The following is a 17861-nucleotide window of genomic DNA, read 5'->3' on the forward strand; positions in this document are numbered from 1 at the left end:
AACCAAAGCCGAGATGTTGGGCATCTCGGCTTTGGTAGCGGTTCGGTGTCGTGGGCTCAGGTATCAGATTTCGCGCGACACCATCATCTTTTTGATCTCAGCGATGGCCTTTGCGGGATTGAGGCTTTTCGGGCAGGCATTGGCACAATTCATGATCGTATGGCAGCGATAAAGCCGGAACGGGTCGTGAAGAGCGTCGAGACGCTCGCCGGTGTTCTCGTCACGGCTGTCGATGAGCCAGCGATAGGCCTGTAGAAGCGCAGCAGGACCCAGGAAGCGGTCGCCGTTCCACCAGTAACTTGGGCAGGACGTGGTGCAGCAAGCGCACAGGATACACTCGTAGAGACCATCGAGTTGGGCACGGTCCTCCGGGGTCTGCTTCCACTCACCTTCGGGGGCCGGTGTCTCGGTTTGGAGCCAGGGCTCGACCGAGGCATGCTGAGCAAAAAAGTTGGTCAGGTCGGGTACCAGATCCTTGAGGACCGGCATGTGCGGGAGCGGGTAGATCCGCACTGCGCCGGTCTTCTTACCCTTCGCATGCTCCTGGCATTCGTCGATGCCCATGGTGCAGGCGAGCGCGTTCTGACCCTCGATATTCATAGCGCAGGAGCCGCAGATACCCTCACGGCAGGAGCGGCGGAACACCAACGTCGAATCGACCTTGGCCTTGATCCACAGGAGGGCGTCGAGAACCATCGGCCCGCAATCGTCGCGGTCGACTTGATAGACGTCGACGCGCGGGTTGGCGCCGTCATCCGGATTCCAGCGGTAGATCCGGAATTCCTGAAGGTTGTTGCCCCCGGTCGGCCGAGGCCAAGTCTTGCCCTCGGTAATCCGGGAGTTCTTGGGTAGGTTGAATTGGGCCATGGTTCGGCGTGCCTAAATCCGTCTCGTGAGTACCATCGTCGGGAGCGACCGCAGCCGCTTTCCTAGTAAACGCGAGCCTTCGGCTCGATGTATTGGATCTCGTTAGACATGGTGTAGGTGTGGACCGGACGGTAATCGATGTTCACCTGCTGAGATTTGTCGTCTAGCCAAGACAGCGTGTGCTTCATCCATTCCTTGTCGTCACGATCGGGATAGTCCTCGCGAGCATGGGCGCCGCGGCTTTCCTTGCGGTTGGCAGCCGATTCCATGGTGACGACGGCCTGACCGATCAGATTATCGAACTCGAGCGTCTCGAGCAGGTCGGTGTTCCAGATCAGCGAGCGATCGGTGATCTTGATGTCGGCTTCGCCTTGCCAGACCTTATGGATCAGAGCCTTGCCTTCTTCCAGAACCTCGCCGGTGCGGAAGACCGCGCAATTGTTCTGCATGGTCTTCTGCATCTCGGCGCGCAGTTCCGCTGTCGGCGTGCCGCCATCAGCATAACGGAAGCGGTCGAGGCGGCCGAGCGCCTTGTCGGCCGAATCCTTAGGCAGATCCATCTGGCGACGGCCCGGCTCGACGATCTCGGCGCAGCGTAGGCCGGCTGCGCGGCCGAACACCACCAAGTCGATGAGGGAGTTCGAGCCGAGACGGTTGGCGCCGTGCACGGAGACGCAGGCAGCTTCACCCAACGCCATCAGGCCCGGCACCACCGTGTCGGGGTTGCCGTTCTTCAGGGTCAGTACCTCGCCGTGATAGTTCGTCGGGATGCCGCCCATGTTGTAATGTACGGTCGGCAGGACCGGGATCGGCTCCTTGGTGACGTCGACGCCTGCGAAGATTTTGGCGGATTCTGAGATGCCCGGCAGGCGCTGGTGCAGAATCGCCGGGTCGAGATGGTCGAGATGGAGATATATGTGGTCGTTTGACTTACCGACGCCGCGCCCGGCCCGGATCTCCATGGTCATCGAGCGTGAGACCACGTCGCGCGAGGCGAGGTCCTTCGCGCTTGGAGCATAGCGCTCCATGAAGCGCTCGCCCTCGGAATTGGTCAGGTAGCCGCCCTCACCGCGGGCACCCTCGGTGATGAGGCAGCCGGCGCCATAGATACCGGTAGGATGGAACTGGACGAATTCCATGTCCTGCAATGGAAGGCCGGCGCGTAGCACCATCGCGTTGCCGTCACCCGTACAGGTATGGGCCGAGGTTGCCGAGAAATAAGAGCGTCCGTAGCCGCCGGTGGCCAGGATGGTCATCTGGGCACGGAAACGGTGGATTTCACCCGAGGCCTGATCGATGGCGATGACGCCGAGGCAACGGCCCTCCTCGTCCATGATGAGGTCGAGGGCAAAGTACTCGATGAAGAAGTTGGTGTGGTTCTTCACCGCCTGTCCATAAAGCGTATGGAGCATGGCGTGGCCGGTGCGGTCGGCCGCCGCGCAGGTGCGCTGTGCGGTGCCTTTGCCGTAATCGGTGGTCATGCCGCCGAAGGGGCGCTGATAGATTTTGCCTTCCTCGGTGCGGGAGAAGGGGACGCCCCAATGCTCCAGTTCATAGACGGCGGCGGGCGCATTACGCACCAGGTACTCGATGGCATCCTGATCGCCGAGCCAGTCCGACCCCTTCACGGTGTCGTACATGTGCCAGCGCCAATCGTCCGCGCCCATATTACCAAGGGAGGCAGAGATTCCCCCCTGCGCCGCCACGGTATGCGAGCGGGTCGGGAAAACCTTCGAGATGCAGGCCGTGCGGAGACCAGCCTGAGAGCAGCCCACCGTGGCGCGAAGACCGGCCCCGCCGGCGCCGACGATCACCACGTCGAAGGTGTGGTCGATGATGGAATAGGCGGGCGCGCCGTTGCCGCTGGTTCCGTTGGTGGCCATGCGCAGATCCTTCGGGTTCGTGGGCGGGTCAGACGAGCTTGCCGAGGCTCACGCGGAGGATCGCGTAGAGGCAGGCAACGGCGACGACGACCGCATAGGCGTTGTTGGCGAACAGGCTCAGGAATTTCAGTCCCTTGTCGTGGACGTAATCCTCGATGATGACCTGCATGCCGATCCTCATGTGGAGCGTGACCGAGATCACGGCGAGGATGAGAACGAGTGCAACGAGCGGGTGCGACATCAGCGCGACCGCCTCGGGGTAAGGCCGATTGGCCATCATTGCGACGATGACGACAAAGCCGAGCATCAAAGGCGCGTTGGTGGCGGCGGTCAGTCGCTGCTGCCAAAAATGCCCTGCGCCGTGGCCGGAGGCGCCGAGACCCTTCACCCGCGCACGCGGGGTACGCATGGTCACGTTCGTGTTCTGACGGTTGTCTACCATGGAGTCGCTCCTCAGCGCAGGACGAGGGCGAGCGCCCAGATCAGGACGGTCAGGATCACGGAGCCGATGAGGGTCGCGCGAGCCAGACCCAACCGCTGCTCACGGTCGAAGCCGTAGCCAAAATCCCAGATGAAATGGCGCAGGCCACCGAGCATGTGGTGCATCAGGATCCAGGTGTAGGCAAAGAGGACCAGCTTCCCGATGATGGAGCCGAAGAACCAAGCGACCCAGCCGTACGCAGCCGAGCCGGAGGCAAGTGCGACAAGCCAAATCGCTACCAGGGCGGTTCCGCCGTAGAGAGCGGTACCGGTGACGCGATGGAACACCGACATCGCCATGGTCCAGGTCCAGCGGTAGATCTGGAGATGGGGCGAGAGCGGCTGCGCGACCGTGGGTCTGACGGTGGGGGCCATTCTGCGAAAGTCCTCGGCGCTTTGGGGCCAATGTCAGCAGGTATGCTGCTCAGATTGGACCGTCTCTAAAGGGGTAAGGGCCATGCGCCAATGCGCAAGCCGGTTAGATGTGCATTGCGGTGTGACACACTCACATGATCGTCATTCGGCTCGTCCTCATGGAATCTGGACGAGGATACGCCACCAGAGGTAGTCGAGCGGCGTTACAATGAGCAGTGACGACAGACCGACTACGAGTGTCAGAATGGTCGCCGATCGGAGCGGTACCCGGCCGAGATCCATTGCCATCACGATGGGCGGAGCCTGGTAGGGAAGGAACAGGGTCGAGTATCCGACGACCTGGATCATCACCACGCTCGCGAGGTCCAGACCGCTCGCGCGGGACATCTCACCGGCCAAGGCTGTGTAGAGGGCGGGAGCGCCGTTGGCTGTGACGACGATGGCAAAGAGCGCCGCAATGATCGTCAGCACGCCGAAATTCTGCGCCGATGCTCCGTGTTTCAACGGAGCTACGGCAAGTAGGACATGGCCTAGCCGGGCGCCGAGACCCGTCTCATTGATCACGGCGACCAGCCCGAGGAGAGCGGCCACGTAGAAGCAGGTTCTCAGGTTCACCGCGCCAAAGGCTTCCGCCGGAAGGACGCCGACGCGCGGCAGGAGGCAGATCACTGCTGCGATCAGCCCGATCCAGGCCGGGGCGATATGGTGCAGGCTGTCCGTCACCCAGAAACCCAGCGTCAGTGCCAGGATAATCGTCAATCGCACTTCCGGCGCGGAAAAAGCCGGTCCTGTCTCGCCGATACCGATGGTGGCTGGGCTCATCCGGTCTGGAAAAAGGCGCACGATGACAGCCACCAGAAGGATCCCCTTCACACCGGCGAGGATCGGCGCGTGGAGCAGCAGATAGGGCAGGTAGCCGACATGCAGGCCGTATTGGGTCTCCGCCGTGCCAGCCATGACCAGGTTGGGGACGTTGGCGGGGAGGATCGCCGCTGAGAGCAATGGTGTCGCCAGGGCTACGGCGAGGACCGCGCCGTTTCGCCCGGGGCGGCCAGGCTCCAGGCCGAATGCATCACAAAGGGCCAGAACCACCGGGATCAACAGGGCGATGCGCCCGAGATTGGAGGGCATTACGAAGGCAAGGGCAAACGACAGGGTGACGATGACCGCTACAAAGCCGGTATAGGATCCGGTCAGCCGGCCCGCGAGGCTTCGCGCCAAGCGAGTGCCAAGGCCTGTCCGGGTGATCGCGAGACCGACTACCATCCCGCTCAGAACGAGCCAGAAAGCGGATGATGAGAAGCCAGAAAAGACCGTCGCTGCGGGAGCGAGCTTGAAAAGCATGGCTGCGGCGAAGAACATCATCGCCGTTACCACTTCGGCCACGATGCCACTTGCCCACAGACCCATGCAGACGGCGAGCAACAGCGCGGTGACGACCATCGTCCAATCGCCTGTCAGGGTGGTCGCCGCCTGCATCTGCCGGGAACGCTCCGCTCGGGCTGTGAAAAGCGGTTGCCCGGTATCGTCGGAGGGGACAGTGCTCTCGAATTGGAGTGGTTCGCAATTCGGATATCGCTGACCGATCCTTCGCCATAGGCGAAGGATCGTCACGCTGCATGGGTCTCAGACCAATGTTCAGCGCAATCGATTTTCCTGATCTACCGCGATACGAATGAGGTCTGCCAGCGTGCTGACACCGAGCTTCTGACGCATGGCGGAGCAGGTGTTGAGAACCGTTCGGTACTTGATAGATAGCGCGTCGGCGATGCTTTGATACGAGGTGCCGCGGCTGAGGAGCGAAAGGATTTCGCGCTCGCGACTGCTCAGATCCGCCAGGGGCGAGCGGCGGGCTCCGGCCTGCAACACCGCGATCTCTACCGCGAGGTCGTGATCGAGGTAGCTACGCCCGGCGCGTACCGCTTCGAAGGCCTTGAGGAATTCCGCTGTCCGAACATCCTTGAAGACGTAGCCGATGGCGCCGCTCTCCAGGGCGCGCGAGACGATGATCGGGTCGTTGTGCATGCTGAAGGCGAGGATCCGTGTGTCACGCGCGAGATTATGGATGCGCCGGATCAGCGAGAGGCCGGACAATCCCTCGCCCTGCAAACTCAGGTCGGCGACTACCATCTGCGGGCGCAGGCGGTGGAAGATCCGATACGCGGACATGATGTCCGTGGCCTCATGGATCGTCTCGACGCCCGCATCCTCCATGAGGCGCCGGAAGCCGCGCAGGACCACGGGATGATCGTCCACGACGAGGACGGCCGTCATTGCCGGTTCTCCCGTTCACGGGGGGCTCGTCCCTCACCCTGGAGCGAGTAACGCTCCTTCAGCCTCGCCAGCGTCGTCGCCCGGTCGGCTCCCTGCTGGCGGGTGTTGTAATAGTGCTGGCACATCTCGCCGAAGAGCTGCTTGCGGTGGGTGGCGGCGGCGACCTCCTCCAGCCCGTCGAGAAGATCGGCATAGGGTTCGGGCTTTCCCGCCTCGGCCAGCATCTCGCCGAGCTGGACGATACGGTTGGCCATCATGCGCGGGTCCTCGATGAAGACCTCCTTGGCGCGAGCGAGGCTGTGGCGTAGATGCTCGGTCTGCGAGCCCACCTCCGCGGCGGGCCTCCCGATCTCGCGGCTCGCGAGCCACCGGGCCGGCTCGGTCGGGTCCGTATGCGAGAGCCAGGTCGGAACGTCGGCGTCGGATTTCGTGGCGACGAGGGCCTGATCCTCGGTGCTCGCGGCCTCGCCGCCGGCCTCGTCACCCTTGTCGCAGGCCGTGAGGGCGAGGGGGAGGCACAGGATCGCGCGTGTGACCCGTTTCATCGCACCGCCTCCGGGTTCGCGCCGACGGCGAGGCTGCGGGGCCCCTCCGCCACGGGGATGCGGGCGGTTTCCTTCAACGATTTCAGATCGATGACCGAGACCGAATCCGAGAACCAGTTCGCCACATAGGCGAAGGCCCCATCGACGGCGATCCCTTCGGGGTAGCGCCCAACCGGGATCGTCGCCTTGAGTCCGAGGCTGACCGAGTCGAGCACCGCTACGGTGCCCGCCTGCTGGTTGGTGACGAGGACGAGGCTGCCATCCTCGCTGGTCGCGACGCCGTAGGGCATCCCGCCGATCTTCACGGTGGTCGTCACCGTCAAGCCGCCCGTGTCGACGACGCTGAGGTCGCCGCTGCGCACATTGCCCACGTAGAGCCTGTCTTCGCCGGGGCTCAGCCCGAGGGCGAACGGTCCCTCGCCGACCGGCACCGTCGCCACCCGCTCCATGCGCGCGGTATCGATCACACTCACCTGCCGGCTCTCGCGGTCGGCCACGTAGAGCCGGCCCTTGCGGTCGAGGACGAGGCCGGCCGGGTCCTTGCCCACGGGGCAGTCGCCCTCGACGGCGCCGGTCGATGCGGAGAGCCGGACCACCCGTCCCCCGGCCCAGTCGCCGACGAAGAGGCTCTCGCCATCCGCCGAGGCGGCGATGCCGAAGGCCTGTCCGGGAAACGGCAGGCGCCGCAGGACCACACGGGTTCGCCCGTCGACCACGTCGATCCCCGCGTGGTCCGGTTGACTCAGGTAGAGGCGGCCGTTCGGTCCGGCCGCCACCTGCGCGATCCCCTGCCCCACCGCGATGGTGGCCGCGACCGTGGTGGCCCCGGCCTCGATGCGGCTCAGCGTCCCGGCTCCCTGGCTCGCCACATAGACGGGCCCGGCCTCCACCCGAGGGTTGGAGAGCGTCAGAACGAGACCGGCAAGGAGCATCGGGCGCAAAGGATTCATCGCGCCGTCTTGCCCTCCAGGCGCGCTTTCAGACCCTTGAGCCCGTTGCTGAAATAGAGGTTCATCGCATCCTTGCCGGCGGCATCGCTGAGCTCCTCCGGCGGCTCGTTGCCGGTGTCGCCGCGATAGAAGCGGCCGAGCCACTCGACCTTCGAGCCCTCGCCATCCGGCGAGACGGTGATCGTCGCCGAGTAGGACGAGACCGGCAGCGCCTTCAGGTCGGCATCGCCGAGGCGGTAGGAATAGCTGCGCTTGGCCGCGTCCCACTCGTCGAGGCCTTCATCGAGGGTGCCGCCGTTCTTCAGGGTCAGCGTGCGACGACCCGAGGCGTTGCCGCCGGTGCCGACGCTTTTCGCTACGTCCGGATGCCAGTTCGAGATGCCGGCGAAATCGCCGACCACGGCCCAGACGGCATCGGGCTTTGTCGCGATGGCGATGGACTGATCCACCTTCTGCGGCGTCGGGCCGTGCGCGAGAGCCGTGGTTGCGAGGAAGGCGGTGGCTGCCAGGGGAGCGAGGAACGCGGACGGCAGGGCAAAACGCATCGATCAGACCTTTTTTACCAGGACAAAACGGCCGGCCCCGAACAGAGGGGCGGCGAAGACGGCGAGGATCAGCGCGAGGGCGATCCCGCCGAAGACGGGGCGCAGGTCGAGGCTGCCCGGGAGCGGGCGCGGGGTCGCCGCGCGGACCAGCGCGGGGCCGACCCCGGCAGGGCCGTCGAGATGGGCGTAGGTCAGGCCCGTCGCCTGAGCGAGGGTCTTGAGGTAGGGCTCCCGCACCGAGGAGAGATGCTCGGTGCCGGAGGCCGCCGCAGCGCCGAAGGGGGCGTTGCGCGGGTTGTAGCCCTCGCGGCTCTCGGCATCGGCGGGGGGCGGGCCGAACCGGTTCTCCTGCTGGACGTCGCCCGAGCCATAGAATCCGGTCTCGCGGCCGCGATCGTTGTAGCGCGGGATCGGCGACAGGGCGTAGGCGCCCGCTCCGACGATGAGGCCGCGCACGGCGCCCGGCTTGCCGTCGAAGGTGGGGCCGCCGGTGCTGGGCAGGGGCGGCGCTTCGTGGCCATCGGTGATGAAGACGAGGTCGGTGCCGAGACTGGCCGCCATTTCCACCGAGCGGAACAGCCCGGCCGAGATGCGGCTGTCGCCTTCCCAGGCCATGCGCCAATCCAGGGCGCCCAGCGCACCGTCCAAGGGTGCGAAATCGGCGCAGACTTCGATGGGGGTGAACAGCAGGAACGGCCGGCGCTCGGTGAACAGACCCAGTGCCACCCGCGACCCGCAGGGCAGCGAGGTGACGAGTTCGCGTAAGGCCGCCTTCGCCGTCTCCAGACGGCTCTGCGGTTTGCCGTCCGCCCCGACGTAATCGCGGACGTTCATGCTGCCGGTGATGTCGAGGACCGCCAGAATCTCGACGCCGTTGCGGGTCAGCGGCAGGGGGCGAGCCACAAAGGTCAGCCCCACGAGCGCCAGTGCGGCGGCCAGGAGTTGGAACCGCCGGTCGCGCAGGTTTCGCCGGACGAGGCCGGGCGCTCTCATGGCTCGCCCCGCGGCTGGCCGGGGATCTCGGTCCAGATCTTCTTCGGTTCGGCCTTCAGCTCGTCGCCGGTCTTGCGATCGAATTCGGGAAAGTCGCGGAGCAGGCGCGAGGCCACGTCGAGGTTGAACTTGGCGTCCCACAGGTCCGGCCGGCCCTGGAGCGCGCGCCGATAATCCTGACGGGCCAAGGTGATGAGCGGTCCGGCCGGATCGAGGTTGCTCCGTTCCAGATGGCCGAAGGCCTGGCGCAGGCGGGCATTGCCGAGCGCATAACGGGCGCGCGCGGAGAGGTCGGTCTCCCCCCGGCGGTCGAGGGATTCGATCAGCGGCTCGATCTCCTCGGTCACGCCGCGGCGGGCGAGATGCTGCACTCGCGCCAGCAGGAGCTGTCCCGGGGCGTCGAGGGAAACGGGAACGTCCCTGCCAGCCACCAGAGCCGCGATCGCAGCATTGTCGCGCGCTGCCCGCCAGGCCGCCGCGCCGAAGCCGAGGGCCACGAGAAGCAGGAGGATCGGCAGGGCGAGGAGGAGGTGCGGGCGGGCGCGGCGCAGGGCGTCGCCCAGTCCGGCACCGGCTCCCCCTCCCCCCTCTGCGGGAGAGGGTGGCCCTCGCGTCAGCGAGGGTCGGGAGAGGGGAGCGCGTTGTCCGGAGAGGTCGCCCCCTCTCCCGGTCGCTCCGCGACCACCCTCCCCCGCAGAGGGGGGAGGGTTGGCGCGCTGCGGCGATATTGGTTTCACAAGCGCCTTCATGCGGCGAGCCTCTGCGGCTGGGGAGCCGGCGCGGCGGAGGCGGAAACCACCGGCCGGCGCAAGCTGAGATCCGCCTCGGCGAGCTTGGCCGCGACGAGCAGAATCAAGCCTAACAGGCTGATTCCATAGGCCCATCCCGCGAGGTCGCGGCGCGGCCGCTGCTCGATATAGGGGATCGGGTCGCGCTCAAGGCGCTCGATCTGGCCGATGGCATCGGCCACCGCCTCGGCGCCCTCGGCCTCGAAGGCGCGGTAGGGGATGCCGAGGCTTTTGAAGAACAGATCGAGATGACGTTCGGGCGCGGCCTGAGGGGTGTCCTCGCCCGATGGCCGGTCGGAGATGGAGGGCGAGCCCTTCGTCCGCAGGAAAAGCCAGTAGAGGTTCGGACGAATACGCGAGAATTCGGCGCGCAACGTCCCCTGTACACGGGGATCGATCACCGCAGCGCCGTCGGAGACGATGAGCAGGGCGCGCGAGACGTTGGCGGTACTGGCGCCGAACTGTGAGAGTGCCATGCCGAGGCCGCGCGCCACGTTGGTGTAGTCGAGACCCGGCCGGTCGATGGCGGCGATGGCCGCGCGGACCGCCTCGTGCCGGTCGGTCATCGGCACCACCAGCATGGGGGCCGTGGAGAAGGCCGAGACGGCGAACTGGTCATGGGCGCGGCTGCCGACGAACTCGCCGAGCAGCCGGCGCGAGGCCGCCGCCTTCGATTCCTCGGCACCGGAGGGCTGCAATCCAGCGAAGGTCTCGTTCATGCTTCCCGAGCGATCGACCAGGATCGAGACCTGGGCCCCGATGCCGGTCCGGGTGATGGTCTCGCCCTGGCGATAGGGGCCGGACAGGGCGACGACGAGGCTGCCGATGGCGAGGATTCCGGCCGCGCGCAGGCTCCAGCCAATGAGGCGCGACAGGCCGTCGACGGGGCTGGCCGCGATGCTCGACAGCGGGGTGACCCGCTGGCTCGACGCGGCGAGCGGCAGCAGCGCCAAAGGCAGCAGCCACAAGACCCACGGAAAATCCGCCATCAGGCGCATGACACCACCGCCATCAGACCCATGCTTCGACCGCCATCGGACGGGTTTTCGGCTCGTTCATGATTCCCGCTCGATGGCGGTGAGTTTTCGGGTCAGGGCGACGATGTCGGCCAAGGGCAGACGCTGCATGGCGGCGGCCGGACCGGGTCCGAAGAAGCTGTGACGCGACGCGTCGAGGAAGGCGGCGAGGCCGGCCCGTTCCCGCGCATAGGCGGGATGGCGGATGAGGAAGGCCGGCAGGTCGTCGGCCAGGACCCGGCGCCCGTCGGTCTCGTCCAGCGCCCGGTGAAGCGCGAGAAGGGCGGTCTCGTAGGCCGCCTCGTCGTCCTCGCGTCCGGGGAGGACGCGCAGGTGGCGGAGGCACGCGGCAAAGGCGCGTCCTTCGCGCTTGGCGAAGGGCCACCATGTCCGGTCCCAGGCGAGGCCTGCGAAGGCCAGCAGGGCCATGGCCATGAAGCCGGCGCTTCCGACGACGAGGGGTTGCGTGTCGAGGGAGGCGACCCGCCCGTCCGGACGCAGGTAGTTCCTCGGGTCTTCCTGAGCCGGCGGCTGGACCTCGCGCAGGGGCGAGATGTTGAACGACCACGGCGGAACCTGGGCCTTGGCCGTGGTCGCGCCCGTGTCCGTCTCGCTCACGAAGGTGACGACGAAGCCGGGGATCTCCAGGGCGCGGGCATCGAGGGCGGCGTAGAAGTTCTGATAGGTGAGATCGAGGCGCACCCGACTGCCGCCGCCCACGGATGCCTGCGTGACCGCGACGGTGCGAAGGTAGAGCCAATAGGTAATCGCGCCGGGCTGGGGCAGCGAGGCGGCCTGCAGGGCAAAGCCCGGCTCCACCACGATATCCACCTGGGCGCGGACGAGATCGCCGAGGAAGTAGCCGAACGGGCGCGGCGTGCGCACCTCGACGGTCCGCACCTGGGACTGGGCGGCGAGCGACGAGCAGAGCAGGAACAGGAGCGGGGCGAGGCGGCGCATGGGATGCCTCAACTCGCCAGGAGGTGGCGGCTGACCGCGTCCGGGTCGAAGCGGCCCGCGAGGCGGAAAGGCGGTCGGCCATAGGTGGAGGCGATCCAGCGCAGGGTCTCCGCCCGTTCCGCCTCGCGCGCGATCCAGCGGCGGCGCAGGCTCGGGCGCATGAAGACCACGCGACGGCCCGCACCTTCGAGATCGTCGAGTTCCATCAGGCCCCATTCGGGCAGATCGTCTTCCTCGGCGGAATCGGCCAGGACGACGGGCACGAGGTCGTGGCGCGACAGGCTCGCGAAGGTCTCGGCTATGAGTGCCTCCGGCCAGCGGAAATCGGAGACCAGGAACACGATCTTGGGACGGCCGACGAGGCGGCGGGCCGCCTGCCCCATCCCGTCCGCGCGGTCGCCGGTACAGGCGGCGTCCGTCAGCCGGGAGACCACGTCGCCGGCAATGCTGCGGCGACGGCTCGCGGGCAGGAACACGTCCTCCCGCAGGGCGGCATCGCAGCCGATCAGGCCGAAAGCGTCGCCGATGCGCGTGGCCGAGGCGGCGAGGCAGCCGCAGAAGGACGAGACGAGCCCCATCCGGTCCGCCTCGCCGGAGAAGCGCATGGAGGCGGAGAGGTCGACCAGCGCCCAGACTTCGAGCGCCGTGCGGCTCTCGAACCGCCGGACATAGGTGCCTTCGAACGGGTCGCGCAGGGTCGCGCGGACGTCGATGCGGCGGGCATCCGGCATGCGCAGGAACGGCACCTGGTCGCGGAAGGTGCCGAGACCGCCGGCATCGCGGCCGCGATGGGCACCGGCCATCGTGCCGGGAACGCGGCCGCGCGGGCGATAGACGATGTCCGGCGTCGGCTCCTGGGGCGTTCTCTCGGGCGCCGTCACGGGGCGGGCACGGTGTCGAACACGGCGCGGCAGAGTTCCGGCACGATGGTGCTGCGGCGCATCTCGTAGATCGGCTCGAGGAAGACGCGGTGGGCCATCACTTCGGGGAAGATCGCCCGGATGTCCTCGGGCACGAGCCAGTCGCGGCCCTCCAGCCAGGCGCGGACGCGGGCGGCGCGGACGAGGAAGGCGACGCCGCGCGGCGAGGCCCCGCCCAGGATCAGCGCCGACATGTCGATGCCGGGCAGGCGGATGCCGGCCTCGTGCGGGCGGACCAGGGCTTCCCACAGGCCGACTACGTAGGCCTCGATGGCCGGGCTCGCCTGGATGCCGTGCTGGATCGCCGCGCCGATCCCGGCCATGGCGGCGTGATCGAGGACGCCGCCGTCGATTCCCGCGATGAGGGCATCGGTGTCGTGGAAGCGCGGATCGAAGACGAGGGCGCGGCGCGCCTCGGCATCGCGCGGGGCTTCGAGCCCGATCTCCATCAGGAAGCGGTCGCGGGCGGCGGCCGGGAGTTCGAAGGTTTCTTCGCGCTCGACGCGGTTGCGGTCGGCGAAGACCTGGAGGTTGGGGAAACGGTATTCGCGGTTGAACGCGGTCAGACTCCGCTCGGCCATGAGGCGGAGCAGGAGCGAATGGACCTGCGGACGCGCGCGGTTGATCTCGTTGAAGAAGAAGATCGAGAGGTCTTCGGATTGCCGCAGCACCGGCCCCGGCTCCACGCGCGGGCGGCCGTCATCGGCGAGGTAGGTGTGATAGATGAGGTCTGACGGCATCATGTCCACCGTGCCCTCGATGCGCTCGTAGGCGCCGCCGAGCGCCCGCGCCACGGCGCGCAGCAGGGTGGTCTTGCCAACGCCGACATCGCCTTCCAGCAGCACGTGGCCCCGGGCGAAGAGAGCGATGGTGAGAAGCCGGATCGCCCGGTCCTGGCCCACCACGGCGCCGCGGACCGCGCGCTCGAAACGGCCGGCCGCCTCGCGCCAATCGGTGAGCATCGCGTCGCCGGAGCGGATGTCGTTCATGGGGTTTGCCTTTGAGGACAGCGGCCGCGATCCCCGGACGGAGCGGTCCAGGCGCCTGAGGGGATCGCGGTCACCGTGATGGCCGCCCAAAGCGATGGGCGGCGACGACGTCAGTTGGAGGAAATCTTGGTGACGTCGTATTCGAACTTGCCGGTCTTCTTGGCGGCTTCGATGCGCTTCTTGTTGCGCTCTTCCATCTGCTTGATCGAATCGGCCTGCTTGTTCAGCTCTTTCGGATCGTGCTTCGGGTCGTATTTCGTGCCGGCGATCTTCTCGGGGAAGCCGGGCTTGGGCTGCCAGCAATCGCCGGGGGCCTTGCACTTGGTGCCGTCATAGGCGAGCGCGGGAACGGCGAGCAGCGCGCCCGCACCGATTGCGAGAGCCGTGATGAGTGTCCGCATGGTCGTTTCCTCTGGTTTGATTGTTACGGCGTTCGCCGCTTCTCGCTCACCGCGCGAGGCATCCTCGCGCGACGTGACTTCCCAAGACTGCTACTCCAGCGGTGGGCACTGGCCCGGAGCGTCCTTGGGGAAGGTCTCGCCCTGCTTGTAGGGCGTGTATTTCTTCTTCTGCTCGTCGTTGAGCCAGACGGCGTCCTTGACCGGACCGGTATAGAGGTGCCGGATCCAGGCGATCGTCTGCAGCATCTCGTCGGGCGTCAGGTTCTCGTTGTGCGGACCCATCATGCCGTTGGCGCCGCCGAAGATGGTGGCGAACAGGCCGGTATCCTCGGTGTTGGACGGATAGGTCCAGTAATTGTCGTTGAGGCCGGGACCGAGCTTGCCTTCGGCGAGGTGCCCGTGACAGCCGGAGCACGAGGTCGCGAACAGCGACTCGCCGTTACGCAGGCAGGACTTGTCATCGATGTAGAGGTTCTTGCCGGTCTGGAAGAACTCCTTGACGGCGGGAGTGTCGCGCCCGCCTTCCTTGCCTTCCGAGACGTTCAATTCTTCGCCGGTCACGGTGTTGCGGAAGGTGATCCCCGTCGAGGGGCCCGCGGAGGGCTGGGCCAGGGCCGCCAGACCGGCGGAGGCGAGGCCGAGCCCGAGAAGGGCGGCGAGGACACGGTTCGTGTGACGCATCAATTTGCTCTGTTTATCCCCGGACTTGCGGCCGAGGTGGGCGTACCGGTGCTCAGCGCACCGGCGACGCGGGACAGGGTTCGGAGGATCAGTTGGAAACGGGGGTGACGGGCACGCCGTCCTGGCGGAGGATCGCCTCGATCTGCGGGCGAGCCTTGGCGATCGCGGCGTCGAGGGCCGTCTTGAGGGCTTGGTCGTCGCGGCGGACGCCCATGGACTGGTCGAAGCTCTGCGGCACCTTCTGGCCGTCGCTGCGCACCGTATCGTCCGGCACCGGATTCATGCGCAGGGGCTGGCTCGAATCCTTGACGTAGCGGGCGACGTCCGGCGCGAAGGCCACGGCCACGTCGGCCTTGTTCGCGACGACTTCGCTGACCATCCGGGCCGGATCGATCTGCGTGTAGGTGTTGCGGGCCGCGCGGAAGTTCACCAGGGAGTAGAGGTAGGCCATGTCCTCCTCGTAGCGGCCGATATCCTTCAGCATTGCCTCGCCCGGCGTGCCGAAACCGACGACCATGTGGTCGATGGTCTTCAGGCGCGGATCGGACCAGGACTTGATGTCGAGGTCCCGGTCGGCGCGGGTGATGAAGACGTAGCCGCTGCGGTAATAGGGCTTCGTGGTCAGCACGCGCGGGTCGTCGCTGTCGAGGCCGACCACCACGTCGCACAGCTTCTTGTCGAGGCTGTCGCGCACGAGGTAGATCGCCGCCTTGTCGGACCAGACGAACTGCGCCTTGCGCCCCATGGCCTCGGCGACGGCGGAGACGATGCGGTTCTCGAGCCCGGAGCCGTCCTTCATCGAGAGCGGCGGCTGGTTGGCCGCGCAGACCCGGAGCACGGTGTCGTCGGGCGCGGATTTCGTATCGGCCTGCGCGAACGCGGCACTGCCGAGGGCGAGGAGAGCCGCGACGGACAGGCATCCTTTGGCGAAGGACATGAGAGCGTTTCCGTTGTTTTTTATGGGTCGGATTCTTTGGGATCGAGGCGCTGCGAACGGAGCGCCGCTCTCCTCCGCAGCGGATCTCGGGCCTGCCCGAGATCCGTCGAGATTGTGGGGAGGAGTTGGAGGTGGGGGTGGCTCCGCTGGCCTCTGCAGCCTGCGGGTCACCCAACCACCCCCACTCCTAACCTCTCCCCACAAGGCGGAGAGGGACGCGCTCGTTTCCCGATGCAGCCGTTACTTGGCTGCGGTCTGGTACTCGCCGATGCTCGGATCGTCGTACGGACCCTTGCCGTTCAGCGAGAACACCATCACGCCGCCGCCCATCTGGGTGTAGTTGGCGAGCTTCTTGAACGCGCCCACCGCGCCGAGGCCGGCAGTCGGGTCCTGAAGGTCGAACACGAGGCCGACACCCGGCCAGCCGCCGACGCCGTAGTAGATGGCGACGTACTGATCACCCTTGTGGCTGTAGGTAATCGGGTAGCCGATGGCGCCCGACGGCATCTTGAACTTCCAGAGAAGGTCTCCGTTGTCCGAGTTGCGCGCCTTGATGTAGCCGTCCAGCGTTCCGTAGAACACGAGACCGCCGGCGGTCGCCGTCGTTCCGCCCCACACGGCGAAGCGCTCCATCTTCTCCCATTTGAACTCGCCGGTGATGGCGTTGTAGCCCTTGATCTGGCCCAGACCTTCGTAGTTCTGGCGATCGCCCTTCGGGCCGGGATACATGTTCAGAGTGGCGCCGACGAAGAACTGACCGGCACGGTAGGGAAGCATGAAGGGCTCCCAATCCATGCAGATGTGGTTGATGCCCATGAAGAAGAGCTTGCGCTCGGGATCGTAGGAATCGTGGCCCTGGTTGTGGTAGCCCATCGCCGAGGGACAGATGTCCTTGGCGAGGTGGTCCATGCGGGTGCCGTATTCGGGATCGCGCACCGGCTGGCCGGTCTTCAGGTCGACCGACTTGAACACGTTGACGGTGTCGTCGATCTTGTTGGCCGAGACGAGCGAGCCGTCCGTCCGGTCGAGCGTGTAGACGATGCCGTTCCGGTCCGGATGGGTCAGGAGCTTGCGGTCCTTGCCGTCCTTGTCCTTCTGGTTCGACAGCATCATCACGTTGACGCCGGCGTAATCCCACTCGTCGTGCGGGGTCTTCTGGTAGCCGAACTTGGCCTCACCCGTATCGGCGTCGCGGCCGAAGATGGTCATCGTCCACTTGTTGTCGCCGGGACGCATGGTCTCGTTCCACGGCGCCGGGTTGCCGGTGCCGAAGTAGATCAGGTTGGTGCCGGGATCGTAGGCGTACCAGCCCCAGTTGGTGCCGCCGCCGATCTTCCAGGCATCGCCCTCCCAGGTGGAAGTGCCGAGGTTCTTCTGGCCGTAATGGGGGTTCTTGATGTTGAAGTCGGAGGCGAGCAGCAGGTCCTTGTCCGGGCCGGTCGCGTAGGCGCGCCAGACCTGGGAACCGGTCTTCACGTCGTAGGCGGTGAGGTAGCCGCGCACGCCGAGCTCGGCGCCCGAGGAGCCGATGATGACCTTGTCCTTCACCACGTAGGGGGCGATCGTCAGCGTGGAGCCGACCTTGATGTCGGAATTCTCGACCTTCCACACCGTCTCGCCGGTCTCGGCGTTGAGCGCCATGACGTTGCCGTCGAGCAGGGTCTTGAGGATCAGCGCCGGGGTCTTTCCGTCGCCGGGCCAGTAGGCGAGACCGCGATTGACGAGATCGCAGCAGGCGACGGCGCGGGCGGCCGGGTTCTGCTTGGGCTTGTCCTGCCACAGGATCTTGCCCGGATCGTCGAGGGCGAGAGCAAAGGTGTTGTTCGGGAAGGAGGTGTGGATATACATCTTGTTGTCGACGACAACGGGCGCGCCCTCGTGGCCGTTGAGCAGGCCGGTCGAGAACGACCAGGAGACCTTGAGGTCCTTCACGTTCGTCGTGTTGATCTGCTTGAGCTTGCTGTAATTGTCCGAGTCGTAGTTCTTGCCCGGCATCACCCAGTTTTCATCGCTGTTCGACAGATCGATGAGCTTGTCGTTGGCGTGAGCGATCCCTGACAATCCGATCGGTGCCAGGGCCAAGACGGCCAGCACCGAGACTGAATTCAGTAACCTGTTCATTCTGCGTCTCCTGCCCTTCTGCCGCGTGCTCGACCCCAGGGGATCGGCCGCAGCCATTGCTTTCGCCGGTTCAGCAAACAGTCAGTCGATCGATATTATGAACGTATTTATAAGAATAACCTGACGCTGGCCGCTC

Annotated in this window: 19 protein-coding genes; all 19 read right to left on the reverse strand. The window is 66.3% G+C overall.

Annotation, left to right across the window (positions count from 1 at the left end; translation table 11 throughout):
* Positions 1–63 precede the first annotated feature (63 nt).
* The gene (locus tag ACYQOP_RS24125) at positions 64–867 is read right to left on the reverse strand and encodes a succinate dehydrogenase iron-sulfur subunit (RefSeq protein WP_056430374.1); all 804 of its coding nucleotides are present in this window, start codon (positions 865–867) and stop codon (positions 64–66) included.
* Positions 868–929: 62 nt separating this feature from the next.
* Positions 930–2750: a succinate dehydrogenase flavoprotein subunit gene (gene sdhA, locus ACYQOP_RS24130; protein WP_056430371.1), complete on the reverse strand. Its 1821-nt coding sequence runs from the start codon at positions 2748–2750 to the stop codon at positions 930–932.
* 28 nt (positions 2751–2778) lie between these two features.
* Positions 2779–3192 carry a succinate dehydrogenase, hydrophobic membrane anchor protein gene (sdhD, locus tag ACYQOP_RS24135; protein ID WP_056430368.1) on the reverse strand — a complete coding sequence of 138 codons (414 nt, stop codon included), beginning with the start codon at positions 3190–3192 and terminating at the stop codon, positions 2779–2781.
* An 11-nt stretch (positions 3193–3203) separates the two neighbouring features.
* The gene (sdhC, locus tag ACYQOP_RS24140; protein WP_461224599.1) at positions 3204–3605 is read right to left on the reverse strand and encodes a succinate dehydrogenase, cytochrome b556 subunit; all 402 of its coding nucleotides are present in this window, start codon (positions 3603–3605) and stop codon (positions 3204–3206) included.
* Between the two features lie 156 nt (positions 3606–3761).
* Positions 3762–5084 carry an SLC13 family permease gene (locus tag ACYQOP_RS24145; protein ID WP_461224601.1) on the reverse strand — a complete coding sequence of 441 codons (1323 nt, stop codon included), beginning with the start codon at positions 5082–5084 and terminating at the stop codon, positions 3762–3764.
* A 159-nt stretch (positions 5085–5243) separates the two neighbouring features.
* Complete coding sequence (locus ACYQOP_RS24150) at positions 5244–5879, reverse strand: response regulator transcription factor (protein ID WP_207410580.1); 636 nt, start codon at positions 5877–5879, stop codon at positions 5244–5246.
* Positions 5876–6424, reverse strand: coding sequence for a hypothetical protein (locus tag ACYQOP_RS24155; protein WP_461224603.1), 549 nt, complete (start codon positions 6422–6424; stop codon positions 5876–5878). Before ACYQOP_RS24155 ends, ACYQOP_RS24150 begins: the two co-directional genes overlap by 4 nt.
* Complete coding sequence (locus ACYQOP_RS24160) at positions 6421–7374, reverse strand: YncE family protein (RefSeq protein ID WP_461224605.1); 954 nt, start codon at positions 7372–7374, stop codon at positions 6421–6423. The genes ACYQOP_RS24155 and ACYQOP_RS24160 overlap by 4 nt, the downstream gene beginning before the upstream one ends.
* Positions 7371–7919, reverse strand: coding sequence for an SRPBCC family protein (locus ACYQOP_RS24165; RefSeq protein WP_461224607.1), 549 nt, complete (start codon positions 7917–7919; stop codon positions 7371–7373). The genes ACYQOP_RS24160 and ACYQOP_RS24165 overlap by 4 nt, the downstream gene beginning before the upstream one ends.
* A 3-nt stretch (positions 7920–7922) precedes the next feature.
* Complete coding sequence (locus tag ACYQOP_RS24170) at positions 7923–8912, reverse strand: vWA domain-containing protein (protein ID WP_461224609.1); 990 nt, start codon at positions 8910–8912, stop codon at positions 7923–7925.
* Complete coding sequence (locus ACYQOP_RS24175) at positions 8909–9463, reverse strand: MxaK protein (RefSeq protein ID WP_461225456.1); 555 nt, start codon at positions 9461–9463, stop codon at positions 8909–8911. Before ACYQOP_RS24175 ends, ACYQOP_RS24170 begins: the two co-directional genes overlap by 4 nt.
* A gap of 194 nt (positions 9464–9657) precedes the next feature.
* Positions 9658–10698 carry a vWA domain-containing protein gene (locus ACYQOP_RS24180; protein WP_461224611.1) on the reverse strand — a complete coding sequence of 347 codons (1041 nt, stop codon included), beginning with the start codon at positions 10696–10698 and terminating at the stop codon, positions 9658–9660.
* A gap of 57 nt (positions 10699–10755) precedes the next feature.
* Positions 10756–11676, reverse strand: coding sequence for a nonribosomal peptide synthetase MxaA (locus tag ACYQOP_RS24185; RefSeq protein ID WP_461224613.1), 921 nt, complete (start codon positions 11674–11676; stop codon positions 10756–10758).
* Positions 11677–11684: 8 nt separating this feature from the next.
* Positions 11685–12557, reverse strand: a complete 873-nt coding sequence (locus tag ACYQOP_RS24190; RefSeq protein WP_461224615.1) for a DUF58 domain-containing protein — start codon at positions 12555–12557, stop codon at positions 11685–11687.
* The gene (locus ACYQOP_RS24195; RefSeq protein ID WP_461224617.1) at positions 12554–13585 is read right to left on the reverse strand and encodes an AAA family ATPase; all 1032 of its coding nucleotides are present in this window, start codon (positions 13583–13585) and stop codon (positions 12554–12556) included. The genes ACYQOP_RS24190 and ACYQOP_RS24195 overlap by 4 nt, the downstream gene beginning before the upstream one ends.
* 110 nt (positions 13586–13695) lie before the next feature.
* Entirely contained in the window at positions 13696–13986 is a 291-nt protein-coding gene (locus ACYQOP_RS24200) for a methanol dehydrogenase [cytochrome c] subunit (protein ID WP_207410594.1), read from the reverse strand.
* Positions 13987–14076: 90 nt separating this feature from the next.
* Complete coding sequence (gene moxG / locus ACYQOP_RS24205; protein WP_056430336.1) at positions 14077–14667, reverse strand: cytochrome c(L), periplasmic; 591 nt, start codon at positions 14665–14667, stop codon at positions 14077–14079.
* 88 nt (positions 14668–14755) lie between these two features.
* Positions 14756–15604 (reverse strand): methanol oxidation system protein MoxJ, encoded by an 849-nt coding sequence (gene moxJ, locus ACYQOP_RS24210; RefSeq protein WP_311274746.1) that lies wholly within the window; start codon positions 15602–15604, stop codon positions 14756–14758.
* Between the two features lie 240 nt (positions 15605–15844).
* Positions 15845–17725, reverse strand: a complete 1881-nt coding sequence (locus tag ACYQOP_RS24215; protein ID WP_056430328.1) for a methanol/ethanol family PQQ-dependent dehydrogenase — start codon at positions 17723–17725, stop codon at positions 15845–15847.
* Between the last annotated feature and the right edge of the window lie 136 nt (positions 17726–17861).

The organism is Methylobacterium sp. CM6247, assembly GCF_054817925.1.